This window comes from Psychrobacter sp. CX21 (assembly GCF_057396255.1).
On sequence record NZ_JBXYJG010000002.1, the window covers coordinates 167,745 to 191,958 of the forward strand.

The window sequence follows — 24,214 nt, forward strand, 5'->3', positions numbered from 1 at the left end:
TAGGTATTAATTGTTAAAAGCTAACAACTTATTAATAGTTTCAATAATTCATAGGTTTAACTAACATATAGGTTTCACTAACACATAGGTTTTAATAACATCGTCATGTCATCAAAAGTCCTTCCCATTGTTTTTATAATCACCGCGTTTATATGCGGTAGTCTTATAACATTCTTGTGGATGTCAAAAAATCAAATCGATAGCGGCGCACCTAATTCAGCTGCATCTAAGTTAATTGATAACACAACGGATAAAACTCATTCAAATCAGAATGGTCTACCCAACGAGTCTTCTTTATCTATTGATGATTCAGTTAATACAGACAGCCCTAATGCCAATGACGCTATCAATACATCTCAGCTTAGTGATACTCAAATAAGTAAAAACGACTATACCTATGAGCAAGCAATAGAACTCATCGATACCATGCCCAATGTGGTTTTAGATAAGTATGTTGATAGATTTGTAGCGGGCTCAGCAGATACACTTATAACGGATAAGAGACAGTTTGCCAAACGCGCTGTCGAAGAGCTGTATCAATCTAATGACAATCAACCTATTGCAGGCGAGATTAAGCTGTCCTTGAACAACATTAAGCCTATGCAGTCTATGGACACTTCAACACTAAATAAATTTGATAAAATTTATGCACATTTGTCCGTAACCAGTGAGACATTCGCTAATCCTAACGTGTTTGTTAAATGGATGAATAATCAAACTGGTGAAATATTATTGTTTGAGAAAAAACAGATATTACCGAATAGCAATGACAATTGGGTGGGTGTGATACCTAAGGCGGGGTGGCAAGTGGGAAGTTACGATATTAAATTTTATCAATTTAATTCAGAGCTTAAGCCCATTGCTCAATATACTTATGATGTCCATAATGTGAATGAGGAAGGGGATAGAAGTCAGACCATAACTCAGTCGACTGCGGTGATGAAGGGTTCTAACTAATAGATAATAATGGACGTATATCTATAAACTAGGCTACTAAAATTTGATTAATACTCTAGAGTGCTAGCTTTTTATTATATAGAAATATATTAGCCAAACCAATAGCAACTTAATATACGTTAATAACTGGTTAAATAAATAACGAGTTTATTTGATAACTGGTTTATATAATAATTGGTTTATATAATAAAAAGTTGAGTTTAGTAGCTAAACACGTTAGTAGCATTAAGAAATAGTTAGACGGTCATCGACTCAATCACGCCGCCTCCTAAACATACCTCACCAACATAAAATACCGCCGATTGTCCTGGAGTGACGGCACGCTGCGGCTCATCAAAAATAACATTAACTTTGCTCGCGTCATCTTTATTAACAAATACGGTACAGCTTTGATCGGGCTGACGATAACGGGTTTTTGCCATACATTTTAAACCGCTTTCACTAAAAATCGCTTCGGGAGCACTACGTTCAACCCAGTCAAGTTTATAAGCCGTTAAACGTTGACTCAGTAGCATGGGATGATCATGACCTTGACCGACGATTAGCTCATTGTTTTCTAAGTCTTTTTGTAATACAAACCAAGGCTCTTCAGGTCGGTCTTTAACCCCGCCAATACCAATACCACCGCGTTGACCTAATGTATAATACATAAGCCCGTCATGCTGACCGATGGTCACCCCATCATCAGTGACAATATTACCGGGTTTGGCTGGCAGGTATTGCTGTAAAAAATCTTTAAAACGGCGCTCACCAATAAAGCAAATTCCGGTTGAGTCTTTTTTCTTAGCCGTAACTAGGTCATACTCTTCAGCAATTCTACGCACTTCAGGCTTTTCTAATTCGCCCACAGGAAATAATGTTTTAGCAATTTTATCGCCACCTACCGCGTGTAAAAAGTAGCTTTGGTCTTTATTGTTATCCAGTCCCCGAAGTAGTCTGGCAACCTCGATTGTATCGCCATCTGAGTCTGTACGACGATAGTTAATACTACGGCGAGTATAGTGACCAGTAGCAATATAATCAGCACCCAGTCCAAATTTCGGATCTGAGGCATACTCTAAAAAGGCTTTAAACTTAACTTCTTTATTACACAGTATGTCTGGATTTGGGGTACGGCCAGCTTGATATTCTGCTAAAAAGTGCTCGAACACACGGTCCCAATATTCCATCGCAAAATTAGCGGTATGCAGCTTAATACCTATCTTATCGCAGACGGCTTGAGCATCGGCTAAGTCATCCATTGCGGTGCAGTATTCAGTACCGTCATCTTCTTCCCAATTTTTCATAAACAAGCCTTCCACCAAAAAGCCTGCTTGCTGAAGTAATACAGCTGAAACCGAAGAATCTACGCCACCAGACATACCGACGATCACTTTGGTATGCTCAGGGTTAGGTACATCACTTAAGCGTAATGCAGGCAAATCGTAAGGGTTATTATCTAGAGATGTAGGCGTAGACGTGTTAAAGTCAGAGAAGTTGTCCGATGTCGTCATATTTTAAAAAACTATGCTAAAATTTGGCTAAATTATAACACTGATAGGCATATAATGATAAGAATAGGACAAGGTATTGACGTCCATGCTTTCTATGATAAGTCAGTAGAGCGTGAGAGTAACAACACTGATAGTAAGCAGTTTGTAACTTTGGCAGGGGTTCAGATTGAACACAGCCACAGTCTAAAAGCGCATTCCGATGGGGATGTGGTATTGCATGCATTGGCAGATGCATTATTAGGTGCATTGGCACTAGGCGATATCGGGCAACATTTCCCTGATACCGATTCGGCTCACGCAGGCTTGGATTCACGTATTTTATTGCGTCATGTCTATAGCTTAGTACAACAAAAAGGCTATCGTTTAGTTAACGCTGACATTACAGTAGCTTGTGAGCGTCCTAAGCTTGCCCCACATAACTTAGCCATGCGTACCAATATTGCTAAAGATTTAGAAACTGATATTGAAAAAATTAGTGTCAAAGCGACCACGACTGAAAAGTTGGGTTTTACAGGGCGCAAAGAAGGTATATTATGTAGTGCTGTTGTTTTAATTACTACAGATAACTTATAAGAGTATGTTGATATATTATCTTCAAAACTTAAGTGTATAGCTATAACGATAACGGACAATATATAAAATGGTTGTATTATCTAACAGTTATCCCCATTAATATTATAAATATTTGGGTTGAACCATATCTTATAAACCTATTATGCCTATTCAAACTAACTGATTTCTTCTCATAAACTTAATTGTTAATACATTCAAACCAATAAGGAAAAGCTATGACCGATCAAGCTCAAGATGTTGAAACCATGATCCGTAATCAAATTAAAGATAACCCTGTTCTACTTTATATGAAAGGCTCACCTCAGTTTCCACAATGTGGCTTTTCTGCGAAAGCGATAGAAGTGTTAACCCAAATTGGACGTCCTTTTGCTTTTGTTAACATTTTAGAAAACCCAGAAATCCGTGCAACCTTGCCTAAAGTTGCAAATTGGCCAACCTTCCCACAACTATGGATTAACGGTGAGCTCATGGGTGGATCGGATATTATTCTAGAAATGTATCAATCTGGCGAATTAAAGCCATTAGTTGAAGAGCATAGCCCAGCGGGTTAGTAACCTATATTAGTGCATAGTATTAGTGCATAGTATTAGTGCATAGTATTAGTGCATAGTATTAGTGCATTGTATTAGTGCATAGTATTAGTGAATACTAATAGTTATTAGTTTGCTAACTTAGTATAGGAAGTATCTACTACATTACTTATAAGACCTCAGATTATATCTGGGGTCTTTTATTTTCCTTAACTCTTCAGAGTAAAAAGTAAAATTAGCACTTATGGTTTATGACTTTATAAATAATTATTTGCCACCATATAAGGTTTAGACATTCAAAAATATTCGATGCACACTGAGTCAGTGAACCATACTTTTTAGACTGAACTTATATACCAAATTTTTATATAGACTAGTTTAGAAAATTAACACCTCAATTAATTAATTAATGCGCGTTAACTTCTAAACTAGAGCATTAAACGGTTTGTTACATACAGTTTAGCCAGTTTAGGTAATGATAGGATTAAGATATGACGACTGATAAACAGTTAGAACAAAAAAAAGAGCTATTAAAACAACAATCAGAAAAAATTAAGACCATCGCGGAAAATGAGACGCACTCGTCTTTAAAGTGCATTCATTTATTAAGTGTGGCTGGCGGGGCAACTCGAGAGACGTACAGAGCTATTGAGCAACGTGTCATGCAAGATCAGGATGTACAAGGTGCGTATCATTTGGCTCTTCTTGCACAATCTACACCAGATTTACCAGTAGACGCTCGCCAGCTTATTGAGATGGTGGTCGAAAAAGGGGAGAGTAGTCTGCTGCTTTCGCTACTACAGAAATTACCCGTACCTCCAGTAGAAATGATTGCTCAGCGCATACAACATCTTGGCGAGGATGAGATCATCGATGAAATGATGGCTTATCTGGAGACTAATCCAGATGCTATTGGCAGTCAAAGCCTATTAGGAAGTGGGCAACACGAACGTATTGTGCCATTGGGTCAGGGTCAGGGATGACATACTTAGTACTACTTTAAACCTATTAAAGTATTGAACGTCCTACAAATCTGTCAAATATTGAGGACTTTGAAGTAAAATCTATTTGAATTCATAAGAAAAGAAGCTCTAAACTATTTAATAGTTTAGAGCTTCTTTTTGATATATAGGGTTAATTTTGAACACTAAAAATTGTTAAACTCAATGTCAATACCCGCACCAACTTCTGTAGAGTCATTGTCTGAATCAGAAGCCCAGACTCGACTAGAGATTAACGTTTTCGGATTTAACTGATGCTCCCAAGCAACATCAACTACTTTTAATTTGTCAGATAAAGGAAACGCTCTATTATTATCATAAGAACGACCGCCTTCAACTCCTGATTGATTAACTTTAGCGTATTGCATCTTTGCATTCACAAAGTTTTTATTATCTACCCATAGTTTGCCACCAACGGTAATGCTTTCAGAGTCTCCACCTAAAGCATAACCTAGTGGATACCCATACTGATAGTAACCATCAGTATAATTGCTATGGTTATATGAAATACCTCTAATGTCACCACTAGTGCGAGTATCTGTCCATTCTGTATAAAGTTGATACGGCATAGAGCCCATATTGGAGGTTTCTATACTCGATGCAAAGTCTGCACCTGCTAAATACATATTCTTAGCAGGCAACCCACCCGCTTCATCTTCACCAATATACTGACCATATACACTTACTGGAAGAGAGGTAAGAGGTGCTAACTTAACCCGAGCATCAAATCCAGCTAGTTGGTTGGCAGGATCACCGCCATCACGACCACCATTATCTTGAGTGCCTTTGATGGCATCCCAAAAAGAACTTAAGTTTTCAGGGCGTCCATCGCCTCCCCATTGAAAAGAACGAGAAGCTCCTAACTCCAACCACTCTAGCGGCTGCGCTGTAAGACGCATACCAATAAGCTTGGTATCAGGTACTGCTGCGTAATCTCTAAGTTGACCTGCAAACAATTGATACTGCCAAGGTCCAATCCATTCTAGATACTTATAAGTAGGTGCGGTTTGAACATCACGCTGCATCGTAACACCTATGACAGGCTTGGTTGCATCCCCTCGTATTAGGCTACCGTCATTACCAGGGCCCCACCAAGTGGGAATTTGACCAGCAACTAACCATTGGTTGGCAAATTTACTAGCTAAATAAGAGCCTTCAAAGCTATAATCTTCATTATCGATATCATCGTCTTTGACATGCGCTTGAATGTTAAATTCCCATTCTTCTTCACTTAACCCAGCTTGCGCGCTTAATTCTACGTTTGCCAATTGATCGTCTGCGAAGGTTTGAGATAATTGTTGCCTATCGGTTTGCGCATAAGCTGATAGCGTAGTGTTCACTAAAGAGGGGGGCTTTTTGTTTAAAGTATAGCGTATAGACTGGACGACTTGTTTTTGAGCAGGTGTACGAATAGTTGCAAGAGCCAACGCACGGTCAATTTCATTACTGGTTAATGGCCAAGTGCTGGTACTGATCTGAATAACACCTTGAGAGTTAAGCCAATCAAGTTCTGACTTTAAGCTCATATCATTCATTTGTAAATTTTGGGCAGAGCCAATAGTAACCATCAAACCAAAGCTTAACAATATACTAAGTTTGCTTAAACGATTGAGTCTTTTAGGTTTGATAGATTTAGTTAGTTTGGCGGTGGGTTTCATAAGATATGACCATTTAAAGGTAAAACATCATTATTAGATGTTACCATTCTATATTAACAATGAATGATATCTAATAGTAATAAAAAAATTAATAGTGGCTTCTACTGTTCATTATTTATTTTATAAAAAACAGTTTCAATGGCGCTTGTTGTTTTTTCCATTTCACTCTCTAACAGGGTAGGGTGAACTAAAAACATTAGGCTTGTGTCCCCTAGCTGCTTAGCCACAGGCAATCTCGGCTCTGGACGTAGCCCTGTGTCATCGAATGCTTTTTCCAAATATACTTCTGAAGCAGAGCCTGAATAGCAAGGAACACCTAGCTCGTTAATTTCGCTAATAATACGATCGCGCGACCAGCCTTCAGGTAAGTTTTCAGGCTTCACATAGACATAAAGTTTGTAATAAGCATGAGTGCAGTCTTCAAAGCCTAGGGTCTGTTCCATAACAGGAACATTAAGGTAGCCTTTTTCTTCCCATAGCTGGCACGCTTGCAATATTGCTAGTGCGTTTTTAGTACGTTTGGCAGTCCAGTCTGACATACGAGTTAGTTGGATACGTCCAATAGCAGACTGCATTTCTGTCTGCCGCCAGTTGGTTCCGAAGCTTTCATGTAGCCAACGATAGCCGGGTGGATGTTCGGTTTCATAGACAGCGGCATAGCTCTTTCCATGATCTTTATAAGCCCACATTTTACGCCACAGTGCTTCATCATTGGTAGTGACCATGCCACCTTCACCCCCTGTGGTCATGATCTTGTCCTGACAAAAGCTCCAAGCACCGATATGACCAATACTACCCACACTTTGACCTTTGTATTTAGCACCATGAGCTTGTGCACAGTCCTCAATGACATACAGGTTATGCTTTTCAGCAAGTGCCATGATGCCATCCATATCACACGGCCATCCCGCTAAGTGGACACAAACGATAGCACGTGTTTTATCGGTGATGACGGCTTCGATGGTCTCTGGAGAGATATTGCCACTATCTTTGTCGATATCTGAAAATACAGGCGTCAGACCGGCATTGACCACACTAGAGATACTAGCGATAAAGGTACGTGGCGTAACGATAACTTCATCGCCAGACTGTAGTTCTAAAGCTTGTAATGCCACATCCAAGGCTAACGTCCCATTACCCATAGCCACGGCATACTGGCTATCGGCCCACTGTGCAAATTCTTTTTCAAATTCGCGACCTTCTTGTCCTGTCCAATAGTTGACTTTGTTGGATAATAGAACACGACTAACCGCATCAGCTTCTTCCTGCGTAAAACTTGGCCATGGTTGGAATGGGGTATTTAGCATTAGGATTTGCCTTGAGTAAATATTATTTATTTAAAAGCTTAGAAGATGAGAAAATAATTTAAATTCTTGGTATTAATATTAGATATTTATATATCGGTATCAAGGAACAAGCTGATTTCTGACCAAGATTTGAAACGATAGTGGGGTAAAAATATTTTATCGATAGTAAAATCTTGTTTATGGATGTTGTCACCAGAATCCTCTAAACAAACAGTAGTCCATCCTAATTTATTTGGAGTAATAAAGTCTTTTTTAGTATTATCGCCTATATAATAGATACGATTGCTATCAATTCCAGCTATAGCTTGTTTATAATTATTTGGATTGGGTTTCTGGGAACCGATCTCTTCTGAAATAATTATATTATTTAAATATGAGCCTATGCCTAATACCTTAATTTTGTTTCTTTGAGTTTTAGAGCGACCATCAGTGACTATGGAAAAATTATAAATTTTATAATATTTCTTAAAAAAATCTTCGACTCCTTGATAAGGAGTAATGTTAGGTATATGAAATCTGTAATAATCCAATAGAGTTGTTTTATTTATATTAAATGTACTCTCTAGATAGCTAAAGACATCTTCATTATCTTTATATTTTTCATACATAATTTCATAAAGATAAGAACTATTAGTTGAAAGCTTCTCTGCAATGAACTTATAGCCTGATTTTAAGAAATCAAGTTCAGAGTACAAGGTATCATCGAGGTCTAAAACTATTGTCTTAGTTATCGTATTCATGAACCAGAACCTTAGCATCATAACGTAACATTAAAAGATTACTTTCCCATTTATCAAAAAATTCTATTTCTTCATCTAATAAGTATTCTCTTATAAGCCAGTCAGTATAATCTGCCCCAGCTGCATGAGAGAGAGGATATCCTCCTCCAAATCGGGGATTTATTTCTAAAGCCTTTACACTAAGGGTAGTAGGGTTTGCAAATACTTGTACGGTTACACAGCCACGACCACCTCTAAGTCCTTTTAGACGATCTATTAAGTAATCATAGACGAAATTTTTGCGAGTAGCTCCCTTACTTACTTCACCGCTCCGAACTTCAATGCGCTCACGAGGTACTATACAGCACAATTTACCATGCTTATCATAATACGTATCAACTGTATATTCACTATATTCGCTACCAACAAGCTCCATAAACATATTTTTTTCATTGTTTAAAATTTCGTCGCTGAGCATATCGGAAGAGTAAAGTGGAAAAGCTCCTATGCCACTACTGCCATCATAAGGTTTACAAAAACAGGGAAAGGATATTTCGTCACGTTTATATATTTTAGGTTGATCTATATTTAATGATTTATACGTTGAAACAGTCTTTCTCTTATCATCACAGGCTGAAATAAGTTCAGAACTCGATATAATAAGATGAATACCTTTATCCTTAAAACGATACTGGTTATCAGCAAGAACTTGAAGCTCAGTGTCTATAGTAGGTATGACTAATCCAACTTCATTAGAAATACATAGATCTAAAAGAAAATCAATATAGCTTGGCGATGAAACTCTAGGTACCTTAAAACCGAAAGACGATATTTGGCAGGCTGAAGATAATTCTGGACTAATATCAGTAGTAAAAACCTTTGCATTATTAAAGTGTTGTTTTAGAGAGTCCTGAAAAGCTCTCACCAATTCAACCCGTCGACCAGCAGATAAAATTAAAACGTTACTGAAATTGTTCATTTATAAAGTATCCAAGAAATTTTAAAAAATTTTCGAATTATTCTTATGTTTTATTTCACGGCATTCCAACATCTTTTAACACATTGTTATCGTGAGTGCTAATTGAGTCATGTTTTACAAACTCTTGTTTTTCGGCTTTTAACAGTACTGGAAATGTTTTTATAATAATTTTAAAATCATTAATCAAGCTAAGAGTAGTGGCATATTTAATATCAAATTCAATCTTTTCTTCCCAAGAAAGACTATTTCTACCATTAACTTGAGCTAAGCCGGTTAAGCCCGGCTTAACAGAAAGTCTTTTACGTTGATAGTCACTATATCTTTCTGCTTGATAAGGCAAAGTTGGTCTTGGTCCAACTATTGACATATCTCCTTTGAAAATATTTAAGAGCTGAGGTAGTTCATCTATGCTGGTTTTTCGTAACCACTTTCCTACTCTTGTTACTCTAGAGTAATTTTCCATTTCTGTGCCATCAGGTTTGAAACTATCTTCAAACCTTTTCATAGTCCTAAATTTAAAAATTTTAAAAACGACACCATTTAATCCAACTCTATCTTGGGTGAAAAACACAGAGCCTTTAGAGTCAATTTTAATGAGAACGGCTAAAATCAGAAATAATGGGGATAAAATGACTAAACCAAAAGAGCTTACGATAATATCTACACATCTTTTAAAAAATTTTTCGTAAAAATTCATAGTATTACTCTATAAGTATGTATTAAAATTTTGAAATGAAGTTTTTTCTAATTTCGGACAAAGAATTAATATTTTGTGCATATACTAAATCAAAACTCTCATTTTGATGTTTAATTATATTGTTTAAATTATTGGAAATATAGTCCAAAGCTTGTAAATAGTCCAAACTAAAGAAGTTCTGTTCACTTATATATGTACCTTCTAGAACCTGATCAATTACCCCACGATTTTTATTATAGTAATATCTTTTATCCTTTAAAACATCTTTAAGTACGCTAAATGTAGGAGTACAAACTCCCAAAGCTAATACTACAGCATGGTATCTATTACTTAGAACTAACTTTGCATTTTTTATGATATTAACTGCATCTTGAATTGGTAGATAACCTTTATGAGAGATATCTATAAACTCGAAATTATCTAAGTATTCAGCTAAAAGCTTACCTTGGTTCATTCCACCGTTTTCAATATGAAAAGGTAGAAAAACAATATTTAAACCATATTCTCTATAGATTTTTTCTGAAAAATTTATAAAATATTTTATATTTTCTTTTATATAATCTAATGGTAAGTATGTCTCTAAAACAATATAATTATTAGCTTCAATAGAAAAGCTAGTAGGCATTTCTCGAAGTTTTTCATTGATTATTAAAAGATCATCAGGTATGAAGTCAATTTGTTCATCACTAATTCCAAGTTGACGTAACCATACTGGTGAATATAAATTATCACGACAGGTAAAAATAGTGTTTTTCAAAGAGCCAAAAAAAGAGGTAAAAAATACGTGGTCTTCACCAAATGGTCCAAACCCATTACCACTGAAAACAATCTTCTTTCCTAATCTATTAGCAATAAGAATAGGAATGATAATTTGAACTAATCTTTCAATTCTATGTGGTAAAGACCATAATCCATTGAAATAACCACCACCATTTACTAATAAAATATCAATTTGACTTAAATTTTCAGTAACTTCAGTAAGATTATCCACGTATTGAATTAATTCAAATGGAACTAAAGTTCGATGGGTTGAGACATCGTCTTTAAAGCTGTCTTTTAAAATAGTTTCAGTAATCTCAATATTGAAATCACTTAAATAATCTTTTTTTAAGATGTCTATAAAGGAATTATCGTATGAGAAAAGTAGTAAGTTTTTAACATCTAAGTCATATATATTATTAACGACCATAGCATAATCACCAAAATTGATATCTGCGAAAGGTCCTGTTATGGCAAATTTTAAGTTGTTTTTTATCATTTTAAATCCAATATTTAGATTAATTAGTAAATTAACACAATGATCAAAACTATATAAAAAATATTGCTAAGAATCTTCAAGTATTAGACTAATATAGAAATGGTTATATAAAATTCTAAGATGAAAATATTTTTTTTGTAGAATTTAATATGTTAACATCGAGTCAATCATTTCTTGATTTACTTTTCGTACATCATATTTAGATTCTGCAATTTTACGTGAGTAAATTCCCATTTCAATAATTAATTGTGGGTTAGTTATGAATTGTTCCATTGAAGATACTAAATCTTCAACTTTTTTAGGTTGAATTAGGAAGCCGTTTCGATTGTTTATTACTGTCTCTCTGCATCCAGGAGTATCAGTTGTTATGATTGCGCGACCGATTGACAACGCTTCAAGAATAGAACGTGGTGTGCCTTCGGGGTAATATGACGGAAGAACATAAACTGAGGAGTTTTGTAAGACTGGCTTTACATTATTTATTCGTCCATGATAATTAATGATTCCGTAATTAACCCAACTACTTAACTCCTTCTGATCGATACTATTTGGATTGCTATCTAAAGCACCTACTAGATCAAACTGTACTTCAGGATATTTTTTCTTTATTACTTTTGCAGCTTCTGCATAATCTCTTACACCTTTACTGACCAATAAACGAGCTATTAATAAAAATCTGATAGGTTTATCTTTTTTAATAGGTGAGTAATTGTACTCATTAATGTCAATTCCAGAACCATTAACAACCTTAGTCTTTGCATTACTGGATAATATATCTTTTAAACGAAATAACTTCTCATCATCAGGGTTTTGAAAAAAGACTAAATCGTAGTATCTTAATGTAATACTATAAAAATTTTCAACTAAATACCTTACAATTTTACTTTTAACATTGTTTTCATTTTCCATAAACAAAATTCCTAAACCATTAATTAATGCAAATCTTTTAGGAACTTTCGTTATGCATGCTGCTAAGCTTCCATATATTACAGGTTTTATTGTATAAGTTAATATCAAATCTGGTTTAACTTTATTCATCAGCAAAATTAATGACTTAATAGTTCTCAAATCGGATACAGGATTCATTCCAGTACGATTCATATAAATGTTGTGAGTACAAACACCTAACAGATTTAATTCATCATTTATTTCTTTACGTTCGAGAAGATTTGGGGAAGACACATGAAGTTCAAAACCTTCATTAATTAGCTCCTTTATTAGAGGCTTACGGAATCCTACTAAAGAGTTTGGATCATTTGAAACTATTAAAAATTTCATAGTTTTATCTTCGCTATTAAATATTAAATTTAGGTACTAATCTTCATTAAAGAGGTCACGTGTATAAACTTTACTATTTACATCCTCTAGTTCATGGGAGTATCTATTGGCTAGAATAATATCAGCCTCGTCTTTAAACTTATTTAAGTCTTTAATAACTATCGAACCATAAAAAGTTTCTTTATCTAATACAGGCTCATAAATAATAACCTTTACTCCTTTATCTTTAATTCTTTTAATAACACCTTGTATAGCGCTAGATCTAAAATTATCAGAACCAGTTTTCATAATTAAACGATAAACACCCACTACTTTAGGGTTTTTAATTATGACTGAGTCAGCGATAAAGTCTTTTCGGGTTCGATTAGCATCTACAATAGCTTTTATTAAATTGCTAGGAACATCTTTATAATTAGCTAATAATTGCTTAGTATCTTTAGGTAAACAATAACCTCCATAACCAAATGACGGGTTACTATAGTGACTTCCAATACGTGGATCAAGACCAACACCTTCAATTATTTCACGACTATTGAGGTTCATTGACTCTGCATAACTATCAAGTTCGTTAAAATAGGCAACGCGCATAGCTAAATACGTATTTGAAAATAATTTTATAGCTTCTGCTTCAGTGTTATTAATGTAGAGCACAGGTATATTTTCTTTTTTTGCTCCACTTACTAAAGCATTTGCAAAAATTTGAGCCCTTTCTGATTTTTCACCAATAATTATCCTTGATGGATATAGATTATCTAATAAAGCCTTACCTTCTCGTAAAAATTCAGGAGAGAAAATCAAATTATTAGATTTAAATTTTTGTTTCGATTTTTCCGTAAATCCAACTGGTACAGTTGATTTTATGATTATAATAGCTTTCGGATTAATGCTAATTACAGTATTTATCGTATCTTCAACACTACTCGTATCAAAATAATTGGAATCAGTATTGTAGTTTGTAGGAGTAGCAATTATCACATAATCTGCATCAGAATAAGCGTAATTCACATCATTAGTTGCAATAAAATTTAGATCCTTTCTTGATAAATATTCTTTGACTTGTTTATCTTCTATAGGAGAAATCTTCGCATTTAATAGTTCAATTTTTTGGTTATCTATATCATAAGCAACCACTTTATTTTTCTCAGATAAAAGTAATGCGTTGGATAAACCTACATAGCCTGTTCCTGCAACTGTAATCTTCATAAATTATCTCCAACTTGATAATAGTCGCGGTACCAATTAATAAAATGTTTTACACCCTCCTCAACTCTAATAGTAGGGGAGTAGTGTATTGTATTGAATAAATCTTCAGTGTTTGCCCAAGTGCGAGGTACGTCTCCAGCCTGCATAGGTAGATAATTGAATATTGCTTTAATACCAGTTGCACTTTCAATTTGTCTTATAAATTCCATTAATTTAACCGGTTTTCCGTTACCTATATTAAATATAAAATGAGGAACTGTTCCAATACTAATTCTCTTAGGTGTTTGATAAAGCCTTAAAATGCTCTCAACTATATCATCTATATAAGTAAAATCTCTGTACATATTGCCATTATTATAAACATCAATAGGCTCACCATTTATGATTGATTTAGTAAACTTAAACAATGCCATATCTGGTCGTCCCCATGGCCCATAAACTGTAAAAAACCTCAAACCAATAGCTTCGAAATTATATAAATGAGCGTAGGAATAGGCCATTAACTCATTAGCTTTTTTAGTAGCTGCATATAAACTTACAGGACCGTCAGTTCTGTCTGTCGTGGAAAAAGGAATGTTTGGATTCTCTCCATATACTGAACTAGAAGAGGCATAAAGTAGTCTGGATACTTTATTGTTTCGACAACCTTCTAATATATTCAGAAAACCTAATAAATTTGAATCTGCATAGACATGAGGATTTTGTATTGAGTATCGAACACCAGCTTGAGCTGCTAAATGAATTACGCTCTCAAACTTGTATATTTCAAAAAGTTCTGCAACTTTTTCGCGGTTCGAAATATCTAATAATTTAAATTGAATATTATTAAACTGATGTAAATCTTCTAATCTAGCCTTTTTTAAAGATACATCATAGTAATCGTTAAGATTATCAATTCCTATGATAGAAACCCCAGTTAATGCTAACTTTTTAGCTATAGCGTGACCGATGAACCCAGCAATTCCAGTAATAAGTACACAACTCATATAGTTTTCCCAAATATATTTATAGTATTAGGCGCTCAACTTGCTATGAATATCACTATTAATATTCAAAACTCACTAATAACATTGATAATAAACATTACTTATTTCAAACTGACTTTAATAAATCAACATATAACTTATAAACTCATTAGTTTATAACCAACTTGAATTTGTCTAAGTAATTTCTATAATCAAATAATTTAGAGCTTTTTGTAAGTCTTTTCATTTCCTCAATATCTGATTTTTCTCTGTTGAGTGAATTTTTTAAAGATTCATGCAAACTCATATAATTAGTATTGTTCAACCAGAATCCATTGGTACCTTCAATTAAATAGTCTGATAAATTGCTACTTTTGTTAGTCAGAACAGGTATACCTGCTGATATAGCCTCAGAAAACTTAGTGGGAAAACCAGCTCTAGTAGTTAATGTATCATCGCGTAAAAAGATTGAGAAACTAGACTTTTTGAGAATTCTAAGTGCTTCTAAATGAGGTATACGACCATGAAAAATTATATTGTCAGTTAACTTATCTTTTGGGAAGTCAGTATAAAAAGCTAGGAAGTTCTCTTTCGTAATACCTACAATATTAAATATTATATTCTTATAGTCATTTTTAGAGAAAAAAAGAACTAAATAGTCCAATCGATCCTTTGATTTAACAGAGTCAGGTCCAAAAGGTGAGCCAATGTATGAAACTTCAAACATATTAGTGGGTTGTACTATAGCTTTCCATTTTGAATCCTCACAGTCTGTTAAGGCGGGTATAATAACTGTCTTAACTTTTTTTTTAGTATAGAAATCACCTAAGAATCTACTAATAGCTATTACAGCATCCATTTTAGGGTGCAACTTATTCATTCTCAAGTACGTGTCTAGACGTTTAACATTCCTACGAATAAAGTTAGCTCCCTTAGGCGCTTCATACCATTCTGTACAGTCTGCTATTATTTTAATATTTTCTTTATTTGCATACCGCATTAATAAAAATAAAGAAACTGATGGTAAGTTGTAACAGATTATAGCTTTTGTAGATGGAAATTTATCTATAATATCAATATAATATTTGTAACATGTAATATAATTAAACCAAGCTATAACACCTTTAGGATAAGGTTGAGTATAGCTAAAATTTTCGACTGTCTCATTAGTCTCATAAGTATTATTAGATTTGGATATACCAATAAAAACTGTTCTGTACCCTAATGCCTTAAAAGCTTTAGCATTAGCACTTACTCTTTGAGCAGCCGCATTACCGTCTGGCATTTCGAAACCGCCTACATATACTATAACGTCCAACTCTTTCATAAACTATTTTCTCCAAACAACCTTATTGACGTAATCTACATATGAAATTATTATTCGTACTACCTTACTTGAAACATTTGGCATTGAATAATCTTCAACTATTCTATAATTTCTATTATTATTAACTTCCTGTTCAAGTAGTTGTGACAGACCCTGTAGTATTCTTTCTGAAGTTAGGCCAACCATCATTACCGCTGCTTCTTCCATAGCTTCTGGTCTTTCATGGGTCTCACGAATATTCAAAGCTCTAAAATTTAAGATTGACGATTCTTCTGAAATCGTACCCGAATCTGACAACACGGCAAATGCATTCATTTGTAAAGAATTATAGTCATGAAAGCCTAAAGGTTTAATAAACTGAACTTCTGGTCTCATATTTATTTTTTTGCGTTCAATCATATGTCTTGTACGTGGATGAGTAGAGACAATAATTGGATAATGATACTTTTCTGCTATATGATTTAATGAGTTCATTAAATTGTTAAAATTTTCTTCAGAAGAAATATTTTCTTCTCTATGTGAAGATACAACAAAAAACTCATTTTTATTTAATTCTAAAGATTTTAGAACTGATGAAGATTTTATTTGAGGCAAATAATGTTGTAAAACTTCAAACATTGGCGAACCTGTCTTTATTACGCGGTCTGCTGGCAAACCTTCTTTAAGTAAATACTCTCTAGCAATAGTAGAATAGGTAAGATTAATATCAGATATATGGTCGACAATTTTACGATTAGTTTCTTCTGGAACTCTTTGATCAAAACACCGATTACCGGCCTCCATATGAAAAATAGGTATTTGACGCTTTTTAGCTGGAATAGAGCATAAGCATGAGTTCGTATCTCCTAATACTAGAAATGCATCAGGATTAATTTTATCTAATAAAGGGTCTATTTTAATTAATATATTTCCTATTGTTTCAGTTGCCGACTTTCCAGCAGCTTCTAAAAAGTAATCAGGTTTACGCAATCCTAAGTCATCAAAAAATATTTGATTAAGTTCATAATCGTAATTTTGTCCAGTATGAATAATTATATTAGTAATTGACTCTGATGAGTCGAGAGCATCAAGAACTCTAGATAATCTTATTATTTCAGGGCGAGTACCTACAACGGTTACAACTTTTATTTTCTTCATAACATTATACCTTTAGAATATAAGTATCAGGATCATTGGGGTTATAAGCCTCATTAATCCAAAAAATGGTATATAAGTCTTCATCACCAACATTAGTAATATTATGGGTATACCATATCGGCATATCTACATAGGATGGGGATTCACCGTCTAAGAAAAAGCTCAAGACTTCTTCACTATCTACTTTTCTTAATTGAATTAAAGCTTTTCCTTTTACAACTGCAAATCGTTCAATCTTTCGTGTATGAAAATGATTACCTCTAGTTATATTAGGTACTGTTGTCGAGAAAGAACACTGACCACCAATATTAAATCGCACAATCTCAACAAAATTCCCTCTACTGTCAACATTTTTATTAAATTTGATAGGATAAATTTCTTTATGGTCTAAATATGTACAAAAAGTGTTGAAAAGATTTAGATCAAAGGTAGTTTTAATTTCTGGAATAATACCATTTATAAGATATTGAGTCTGATAAATCTTTAGTTTTTCAAGAACTTCAGAAACTTTTTTTATACTGGTATGATTAACGTAGTAATTATTAATTGATATAGATTTATTAATAATATTTAAAATTTCACTTACCAGTTCTCCTACATAAATCAAATTAATTTTATTATCAGTATTAATTATGGGTTGTTCATTATTGACTAGTTTGAAACAGAAAGTTGAGATAAATGAATTATAATTAGGCTTTCCAAAGGGTCCAAAAACATTAGGAATAATTAAACCCGTGAAATTTGTATTGTATTTTTCAGCCCAATCTTCAAATAATTTTCGAGCTTTGAGCTTTGAAAGGCCATAGTGATTATTCTGATTTTCTTGTAATGATGATGAGAATATAACGTGAGGTTTTGCTTTTGTTCTAATTAAAGAGGTAATCAAGCTATTAGCTAGTTCAATATTTTTATTATATAAGTAACTAGGTTCTACATGGCGATTAACTCCTGCAAGATGTACTAATACATCACACTGCTTAACAAACTTATCAAGTAAAACCTTATTTTCAAAAAAGGTTCGGTTAAACTCAACTACTTCATATTCTTCTGGCATTAGTTTAAGAGTGTTATATAAATGTGACCCAATAAAACCATTCCTGCCTGTAATACCTATTCTTTTCATAGCTACCTCTAATGTACAAAACTTAATTTAATAATAAATCTTTTTTAATTATTTCTAATTTCATTAATAATTGTTTCATTTCATCAATACTTAATATTTTAGTATTGTGAGAGTGATAGTCTTCAATTGTTGAAATATTTTTTTCACCTTTACTAAAGAATTTATCATAATTTAGATCACGAGTATCACAAGGAATTCGAAAGTAATCCCCCATGTCCTCAGATCGAGCCATTTCTTCTCTTGCTACTAATGTTTCATACAGTTTTTCACCATGACGAGTTCCAATCACTTTGACTTCATTATCTTTAGAGTATATATCTTTCAATGCTTCAGCTAATATTACAAGGGTTGCTGATGGGGCTTTCTGAACAAATAGGTCGCCGTTTTTACCATGCTCAAATGCATATAGGACTAGATCAACAGCATCATCTAATGTCATCATAAACCGTGTCATATGAGGATCAGTCATTGTTATAGGCTCACCATTTTTTAGTTGATTAATCCATAAAGGAATTACTGAACCTCTACTAGCCATAACGTTACCATATCTGGTACAACATATAGTTGTATTTGAACTATCTCCTAATTGTCTACCTTTTGCTATTGCAACCTTTTCCATTAGTGCTTTACTAATTCCCATTGCATTTATAGGATAGCAAGCTTTATCTGTAGAAAGAACAACTACGTTCTTCACTGAGTTATCAATAGCCGAATTTAATACATTTTCTGTTCCTAAAACATTGGTTTTAGCAGCTTCAATTGGAAAGAATTCGCATGAGGGGACTTGTTTTAAGGCGGCAGCATGGAATACATAGTCTACTCCAAACATTGCAGCATTTACTGACTCCTTGTCTCGTACATCACCGATATAGAACTTAACTTTTGAGCTATTTAGTTTATGACGCATATCATCTTGCTTTTTTTCATCTCTAGAAAAAATACGAACTTCTCTAAATGTATCCGTATTGATAAATCTTTCTAAAACAGCATTTCCAAAGGAACCAGTGCCCCCCGTAATTAATAAAACCTTATTCTTTATCATAAATTAAACCTTAAATTAGTTAAATTACAAATTATTTAGTAAAAAACTTTCTAATCTTATTATTCACATAAATCACATCTTCTTGTTTAAGAAGAATTAATGTTCCATAGTAAGATAAAAAAGATAGTGATAAGCAAACCAAAGTCAAATATTTGTTAACAGTAGGTATTGAGTTCTTAGTAATTATTATAGACAACATTAATACTAAGGAAGCAATAGTACAATTTAGAAAGAAACTACGAAAATTAAAATTAGAAAAAGAGATAATTTCATCTTTCTTAAAGAAATAAAATAACACTAGTAGGCTAAAAATTGTTGCAATTAAATTAGCTAAAGACAGTGCTTCGACTCCGTATAATGGTACTAAGATGAAGCTTAAAGAAATATTTATTAATACTGATATAACACTGGCTATCAAAGGTCGTTTAGTACTTTCATATAAATAGAATATTCGAAGTGCAACCTCTCTAATTGAGAGAAATAATATATTTATAGCGTAATAGAAAAAAACCTCAGAGGTTGAAATAACATCTTCATAAATGAACTTACCTCTTAAATAAATTATATTAATGATTAATTCACTGTTGACAGATAGAAATATTATAATCGGTAGTAAAATATACACTATAATTTTGAAGCTTTTATGGAATATATATGTTAATTTTTGTCTGTCATTATTTGCTATAAGTTCTGATAAATAAGGATAAATTACGGTCAGAAGAGCTACTGAGATCGTCCCTACGAATGTTGCCTGAAGCTTTTGCGCATATACTAAAGCTGATAAACTGCCACTATCTAATTTAGAAGCAAAAATACTATTAATAAGAAGATTAACTTGATCAATTGAATAACCAATCATTATAGGTAAAGCTAGGACTGTCATGTTCTTAATCTGTGGATTAAACGGTAATGTAAATACTCTATATTTAAAGTGTTTACGTGAGATTAGAATCTGTATTATTAGTTGTAAAAAATATGCTAAAACACCAGAAACTGCTAATGTTATTATTCCATATTTTGTTGCAAAAATACTTAACGAAACTATCACTACGATTGATGAAATTAATGGAATAATATGTAATGCAAAATATCTTTTATTAGCATTTGATATAGTAGCTAATATAGTAACTATTGCAGACATAGGAAAAGAAAGTACTAATATCTTACCCAAGCTGACTGCTAAGTCGTGTGTTTCATTATTAAAACCTGGTGATACTAGTGTAATAAGGAAGTCTATAAAGAAATAGCCAAGACTTGAAAGAGTTAAAGTTAGAATTACAAAGAAGTTAACTAGACTAGATGCAAAAACGTTACTTTTATTATAGCCCTCTTGAATTTGTATTTTCTTATATATGGGAATTAAAAGAACTAGATAACTTGAAATTATAGCTGTAAAAAGAATACTAGGAACATTATTAGCTGCAAAATATGCATCAGTCAAATCATTAGCACCAAAATGAAATGAAACTGCTAAATCTCTTAAAAAAGAGAGAGCTTTACCTAAAATAATAATTACAAATACAATAAGAGAGTTTTTTAGAATTTTTTCAGACATTACCGTCTTATACCCATCTAATTTAAATTGACGTAGTAAATAATATTGACATATTATGTGAATTTAGCTTGCAATATATTGTTGAAATTACTCTCATCAATAATAGAGCCTACTTCTAGAAGTACAATTAGATAGAAAAAATAGAAATTTAATACTAGGAAGACAGATGAATTAGTAGCTAAACTTAAAATAATTACAAACTGCATTAAAAGAATACTACGAACTTTAACAGTTTTGATAGTAGATATACTTTTAGCAATAATAAACAAGTAAATAACAAATAAAAAGGTACCTATATAGCCCAGTCTCAATAACAACTCTAAAAAGGAGTTATGAGTTCCTGCGTTTGCAGCTAATCCTGTTCCTATATCAAACTTTGCTTGATCAAAACCTAATCCAACAAATTCTGAGTGACTTGAAAAAAAACGATCATAAGCTAATGAATATATATAATCTCGACCGTTCGAGTCTAAACGGAACAAACGAGAACGCTCACTCAAGTTAGCTAGATTTAGTTCATAATCAATAATATAATTCGCTATATCAAGTGCGTATTGAGAAAATAGTAAACTTAACAGTGATATTGAACATATACCTAAAAATTTATACTTCATATGTTTCATTAGATAATATACTATAGAACCAGTAATCAAAGCTAATATCGCTCCCCTAGATGCAGTGAACAATAGAATAGTTAAAACATTTATACAACATATATAATTAACTTTTTTACTATTTGAGAACATCATAACAAAACTTAATAATGTCAAAGCCATATATGCGGTAGTGTTAGGATTTCCAAACAAACCAGCTGATCTATCATTCCAATCTACTATCTTAAAATAAAAAATAAACATTAAGATGGTAATCCAGATAGCAATGGTATTTAAATTTCTTAAATCAATATTAAGCCTACTTGAAAAATTATGAATTAGAAATAATGAAAATATCATTACATAGGCTTGTAAAGTAGCCAATAAACTGCCCTGTAGTATAATAAATTGTACAAATGGGTACAGTGAAAATATCACTAAGAATAAGTTTGTCCTAGTAATCTTTATTTTGTATATCGAACCTATCCCAAAAAATAATATTGTTACGGCATATAATGGTAATCTCCAATGTTCAAATCCTGGAATACCTATTATTAACATAGAGATTATTGTAAACGTAATGAAAAAATTAAGTGGTGTAAACATATTGTTAGAAGGCCCGTTCCATTTAAATTACATTACGAGTAACTTTGGTTTATTCAATGAATTGAAGAAAAAAGTTGTTATCAGTTAAACCTTCTTTAGTTCAGTATTCATTAATAAGGATGTTAGGATTAAATTTATAACTAACATGAAAATAAATAAGTGTTAATTTAAAAATTATTCAATTTCCTTAATAATAAAAATATTTTAAACAGTGGTATTGTATATTGTAGTTGTTTAATTAAATGCAAACTATAGTTCAAATTATGAAACTCTTTATACTCTTAAACTATTTACTTATATCATTATTCTTATAACCTTCTACATATTCAGAAAGCTTACTTAAGAGCCAACTGAAATCATTATTATGTGCATGGGTAATTAAATCACTTAATACTAATTCAATTTCATAGATATTAAAACTATGTTCACGTGCCTGCATGATTAATGGATGAATAGTAGGTTGTATATTATCATCACCGATGATTAGCTCTTCATACAGCTTCTCACCAGGACGTAGGCCACTAAATACGATTTCAATATCCCCATTTGGGTGCGTATCGTCTTTTATCTCATAGCCACTCAGATGAATCATCCGTCGAGCCAAATCGACTATCTTAACAGGGTCTCCCATATCCAGTACAAAGACTTCACCGCCTTGCGCCATTGCACCGGCTTGGATCACTAAGTTCGCTGCTTCAGGAATAGTCATAAAGTAGCGAGTCACTTCAGGGTGAGTGACAGTGATTGGGCCACCCTTAGCGATTTGCTTAGTAAATAAAGGCACGACGGATCCTGATGAACCGAGCACATTACCAAAGCGAACCATACTGATGGTCGTATTGTGCTTCTGCTTACTAAATCCTTGACATACCAGCTCCGCCATTCGTTTAGACGCACCCATAATATTGGTGGGGCGTACTGCTTTATCGGTAGAGATTAATACAAACGTTTCAACTTGTGACTCTACCGCAGCTTTAACGCAGTGGTATGTACCTTTAGCATTGTTTATCACACCTTCAAAAGGATTAAATTCTACAATGGGCACGTGCTTATAGGCTGCCGCGTGATAGACAGTATGTATGTCATACTGGTTAAATACTGTGGATAACTTATCTTGATTGTTTACGTTTCCCAAAAGGGCGATGATCTGAATTTTATTATTATCGGTATGCTGAGATTGCCAAGCGAGTAGATCTTGATGGATAGCATACAGCGCGTATTCAGACAGCTCATATAGTACCAAACACTTGGGGCTATTTTTGATAATTTGCCGACACAGCTCACTGCCAATAGAGCCACCGGCACCAGTCACCAGTACATTTTTATCTTGGATATTCTTTGACAGCAGTATAGGGTCAGGGTCAACGGTTTGACGGTCCAATACATCTAAAATATCGACCCGGCGCATGGTGCTAACTGTGACTTTGCCTTCTGCGATTTCATGAAGACTAGGCAGCTGTTTAATCTTAACTGACATATCGGTTAATCTATCGATAATCTCACGGCGTCGTTGGCGACTTACAGATGGCATCGCCAAAAATACTTGAGCAGCTTCAAATTTCTCAACTAAAGACTCAAATTTATTACTCGCATATATTTTTTTACCCAAAATATGACCACTCGTTAATTTAGGGTCATCATCAACAAAGGCAACGACCTTATAGCGAGGAGAGCCTTGTAAAGCATCCATTAAAGCAGTTCCGGACGCTCCGGCACCATAAATAATCACATTATCGAGCTGATTTACTTTGTCTTGATAAACGGGTTTGCCTTGTAAACGTAATAACAAATCACGTAAGAATAGTCGACTTCCCCATAGCCAAATAAATAGCAGAAATAAATAGAGTAGGGGAACTGAACGTGGAATACTGCTAATAAGATCAAACAAATATACGGTAGTAAAAGCTACCAGTATAGCGATAAATAACCACATAACTTTACGCATATCTGTGTCAAAGAAGATGCGCGTAACTCCACGATAAAAGCCAATTAAATAAAGACCAACGATAGGAACTAATGCATAAAGTGAAAGCAATAAAGGACTTGCATTAACATCTAACACACCTTGACGTAGGGATAGAGCTAAGAATAAACATAGTATAGATATAATATAATCTGCAACTAATAAAATCAGTTGCTTAGCTTTACGCGGTAATTGCAATAGCCTTTCAGCCAGCAATCCCAAATTATTGTCTTTATGAGTACTATTCATT

21 protein-coding genes are annotated in these 24,214 nt (G+C 33.4%); 4 read left to right on the plus strand and 17 right to left on the minus strand.

The features are described 5' to 3' along the window. Positions 1 to 180: 180 nt before the first annotated feature. The gene (locus tag AC2SLP_RS01965; protein WP_486534943.1) at positions 181 to 957 is read left to right on the plus strand and encodes a hypothetical protein; all 777 of its coding nucleotides are present in this window, start codon (positions 181 to 183) and stop codon (positions 955 to 957) included. Positions 958 to 1,193: 236 nt separating this feature from the next. Here AC2SLP_RS01965 and mnmA read toward each other — a convergent pair whose 3' ends face one another. Further along, positions 1,194 to 2,378, minus strand: a complete 1,185-nt coding sequence (gene mnmA, locus AC2SLP_RS01970; protein WP_486535047.1) for a tRNA 2-thiouridine(34) synthase MnmA — start codon at positions 2,376 to 2,378, stop codon at positions 1,194 to 1,196. Positions 2,379 to 2,504: 126 nt separating this feature from the next. On the opposite strand from mnmA, the gene ispF reads away from it, so the two are divergent. The 3 genes from ispF (at position 2,505) to AC2SLP_RS01985 (ending at position 4,536) form a co-directional block, all read left to right on the plus strand. Further along, positions 2,505 to 3,023, plus strand: a complete 519-nt coding sequence (gene ispF, locus AC2SLP_RS01975) for a 2-C-methyl-D-erythritol 2,4-cyclodiphosphate synthase (RefSeq protein WP_486534944.1) — start codon at positions 2,505 to 2,507, stop codon at positions 3,021 to 3,023. Positions 3,024 to 3,238: 215 nt separating this feature from the next. Next, on the plus strand, positions 3,239 to 3,574 hold the full coding sequence (grxD, locus tag AC2SLP_RS01980) for a Grx4 family monothiol glutaredoxin (RefSeq protein ID WP_486534945.1): 336 nt from the start codon (positions 3,239 to 3,241) through the stop codon (positions 3,572 to 3,574). A 470-nt stretch (positions 3,575 to 4,044) separates the two neighbouring features. Next, on the plus strand, positions 4,045 to 4,536 hold the full coding sequence (locus AC2SLP_RS01985) for a hypothetical protein (RefSeq protein ID WP_486534946.1): 492 nt from the start codon (positions 4,045 to 4,047) through the stop codon (positions 4,534 to 4,536). Between the two features lie 164 nt (positions 4,537 to 4,700). Here the strand turns inward: AC2SLP_RS01985 and AC2SLP_RS01990 are convergent, their stop codons facing one another. The 16 genes from AC2SLP_RS01990 to AC2SLP_RS02065 form a co-directional block, all read right to left on the minus strand. Then, entirely contained in the window at positions 4,701 to 6,122 is a 1,422-nt protein-coding gene (locus tag AC2SLP_RS01990; protein WP_486535048.1) for a capsule assembly Wzi family protein, read from the minus strand. Between the two features lie 191 nt (positions 6,123 to 6,313). Continuing rightward, positions 6,314 to 7,519: a DegT/DnrJ/EryC1/StrS family aminotransferase gene (locus AC2SLP_RS01995; protein WP_486534947.1), complete on the minus strand. Its 1,206-nt coding sequence runs from the start codon at positions 7,517 to 7,519 to the stop codon at positions 6,314 to 6,316. A gap of 86 nt (positions 7,520 to 7,605) precedes the next feature. Continuing rightward, entirely contained in the window at positions 7,606 to 8,259 is a 654-nt protein-coding gene (locus tag AC2SLP_RS02000) for an HAD family hydrolase (RefSeq protein ID WP_486534948.1), read from the minus strand. Continuing rightward, a complete protein-coding gene (locus tag AC2SLP_RS02005; protein WP_486534949.1) occupies positions 8,243 to 9,217 on the minus strand; it encodes an ATP-grasp domain-containing protein in 975 nt (324 codons plus the stop codon). Before AC2SLP_RS02005 ends, AC2SLP_RS02000 begins: the two co-directional genes overlap by 17 nt. 55 nt (positions 9,218 to 9,272) lie before the next feature. After that, positions 9,273 to 9,914: a sugar transferase gene (locus AC2SLP_RS02010; RefSeq protein WP_486534950.1), complete on the minus strand. Its 642-nt coding sequence runs from the start codon at positions 9,912 to 9,914 to the stop codon at positions 9,273 to 9,275. Positions 9,915 to 9,936: 22 nt separating this feature from the next. Continuing rightward, positions 9,937 to 11,172: a polysaccharide pyruvyl transferase family protein gene (locus AC2SLP_RS02015; protein WP_486534951.1), complete on the minus strand. Its 1,236-nt coding sequence runs from the start codon at positions 11,170 to 11,172 to the stop codon at positions 9,937 to 9,939. A gap of 144 nt (positions 11,173 to 11,316) precedes the next feature. Continuing rightward, positions 11,317 to 12,450 carry a glycosyltransferase family 4 protein gene (locus tag AC2SLP_RS02020; RefSeq protein ID WP_486534952.1) on the minus strand — a complete coding sequence of 378 codons (1,134 nt, stop codon included), beginning with the start codon at positions 12,448 to 12,450 and terminating at the stop codon, positions 11,317 to 11,319. A gap of 36 nt (positions 12,451 to 12,486) precedes the next feature. After that, positions 12,487 to 13,653: a nucleotide sugar dehydrogenase gene (locus AC2SLP_RS02025; RefSeq protein ID WP_486534953.1), complete on the minus strand. Its 1,167-nt coding sequence runs from the start codon at positions 13,651 to 13,653 to the stop codon at positions 12,487 to 12,489. Next, positions 13,650 to 14,639: an NAD-dependent epimerase/dehydratase family protein gene (locus AC2SLP_RS02030; protein WP_486534954.1), complete on the minus strand. Its 990-nt coding sequence runs from the start codon at positions 14,637 to 14,639 to the stop codon at positions 13,650 to 13,652. Before AC2SLP_RS02030 ends, AC2SLP_RS02025 begins: the two co-directional genes overlap by 4 nt. A 148-nt stretch (positions 14,640 to 14,787) precedes the next feature. After that, entirely contained in the window at positions 14,788 to 15,945 is a 1,158-nt protein-coding gene (locus AC2SLP_RS02035) for a glycosyltransferase (RefSeq protein WP_486534955.1), read from the minus strand. Positions 15,946 to 15,948: 3 nt separating this feature from the next. After that, positions 15,949 to 17,082 (minus strand): non-hydrolyzing UDP-N-acetylglucosamine 2-epimerase, encoded by a 1,134-nt coding sequence (gene wecB / locus AC2SLP_RS02040; protein WP_486534956.1) that lies wholly within the window; start codon positions 17,080 to 17,082, stop codon positions 15,949 to 15,951. 4 nt (positions 17,083 to 17,086) lie between these two features. After that, positions 17,087 to 18,205 carry a polysaccharide biosynthesis C-terminal domain-containing protein gene (locus AC2SLP_RS02045; protein ID WP_486534957.1) on the minus strand — a complete coding sequence of 373 codons (1,119 nt, stop codon included), beginning with the start codon at positions 18,203 to 18,205 and terminating at the stop codon, positions 17,087 to 17,089. 22 nt (positions 18,206 to 18,227) lie between these two features. After that, complete coding sequence (locus tag AC2SLP_RS02050; RefSeq protein ID WP_486534958.1) at positions 18,228 to 19,247, minus strand: polysaccharide biosynthesis protein; 1,020 nt, start codon at positions 19,245 to 19,247, stop codon at positions 18,228 to 18,230. Between the two features lie 31 nt (positions 19,248 to 19,278). Beyond that, a complete protein-coding gene (gene murJ / locus AC2SLP_RS02055; protein WP_486534959.1) occupies positions 19,279 to 20,802 on the minus strand; it encodes a murein biosynthesis integral membrane protein MurJ in 1,524 nt (507 codons plus the stop codon). A gap of 53 nt (positions 20,803 to 20,855) precedes the next feature. Continuing rightward, positions 20,856 to 21,779 carry an O-antigen ligase family protein gene (locus AC2SLP_RS02060; RefSeq protein ID WP_486534960.1) on the minus strand — a complete coding sequence of 308 codons (924 nt, stop codon included), beginning with the start codon at positions 21,777 to 21,779 and terminating at the stop codon, positions 20,856 to 20,858. A gap of 508 nt (positions 21,780 to 22,287) precedes the next feature. Beyond that, on the minus strand, positions 22,288 to 24,213 hold the full coding sequence (locus AC2SLP_RS02065) for a polysaccharide biosynthesis protein (protein ID WP_486534961.1): 1,926 nt from the start codon (positions 24,211 to 24,213) through the stop codon (positions 22,288 to 22,290). Position 24,214 lies beyond the last annotated feature (1 nt).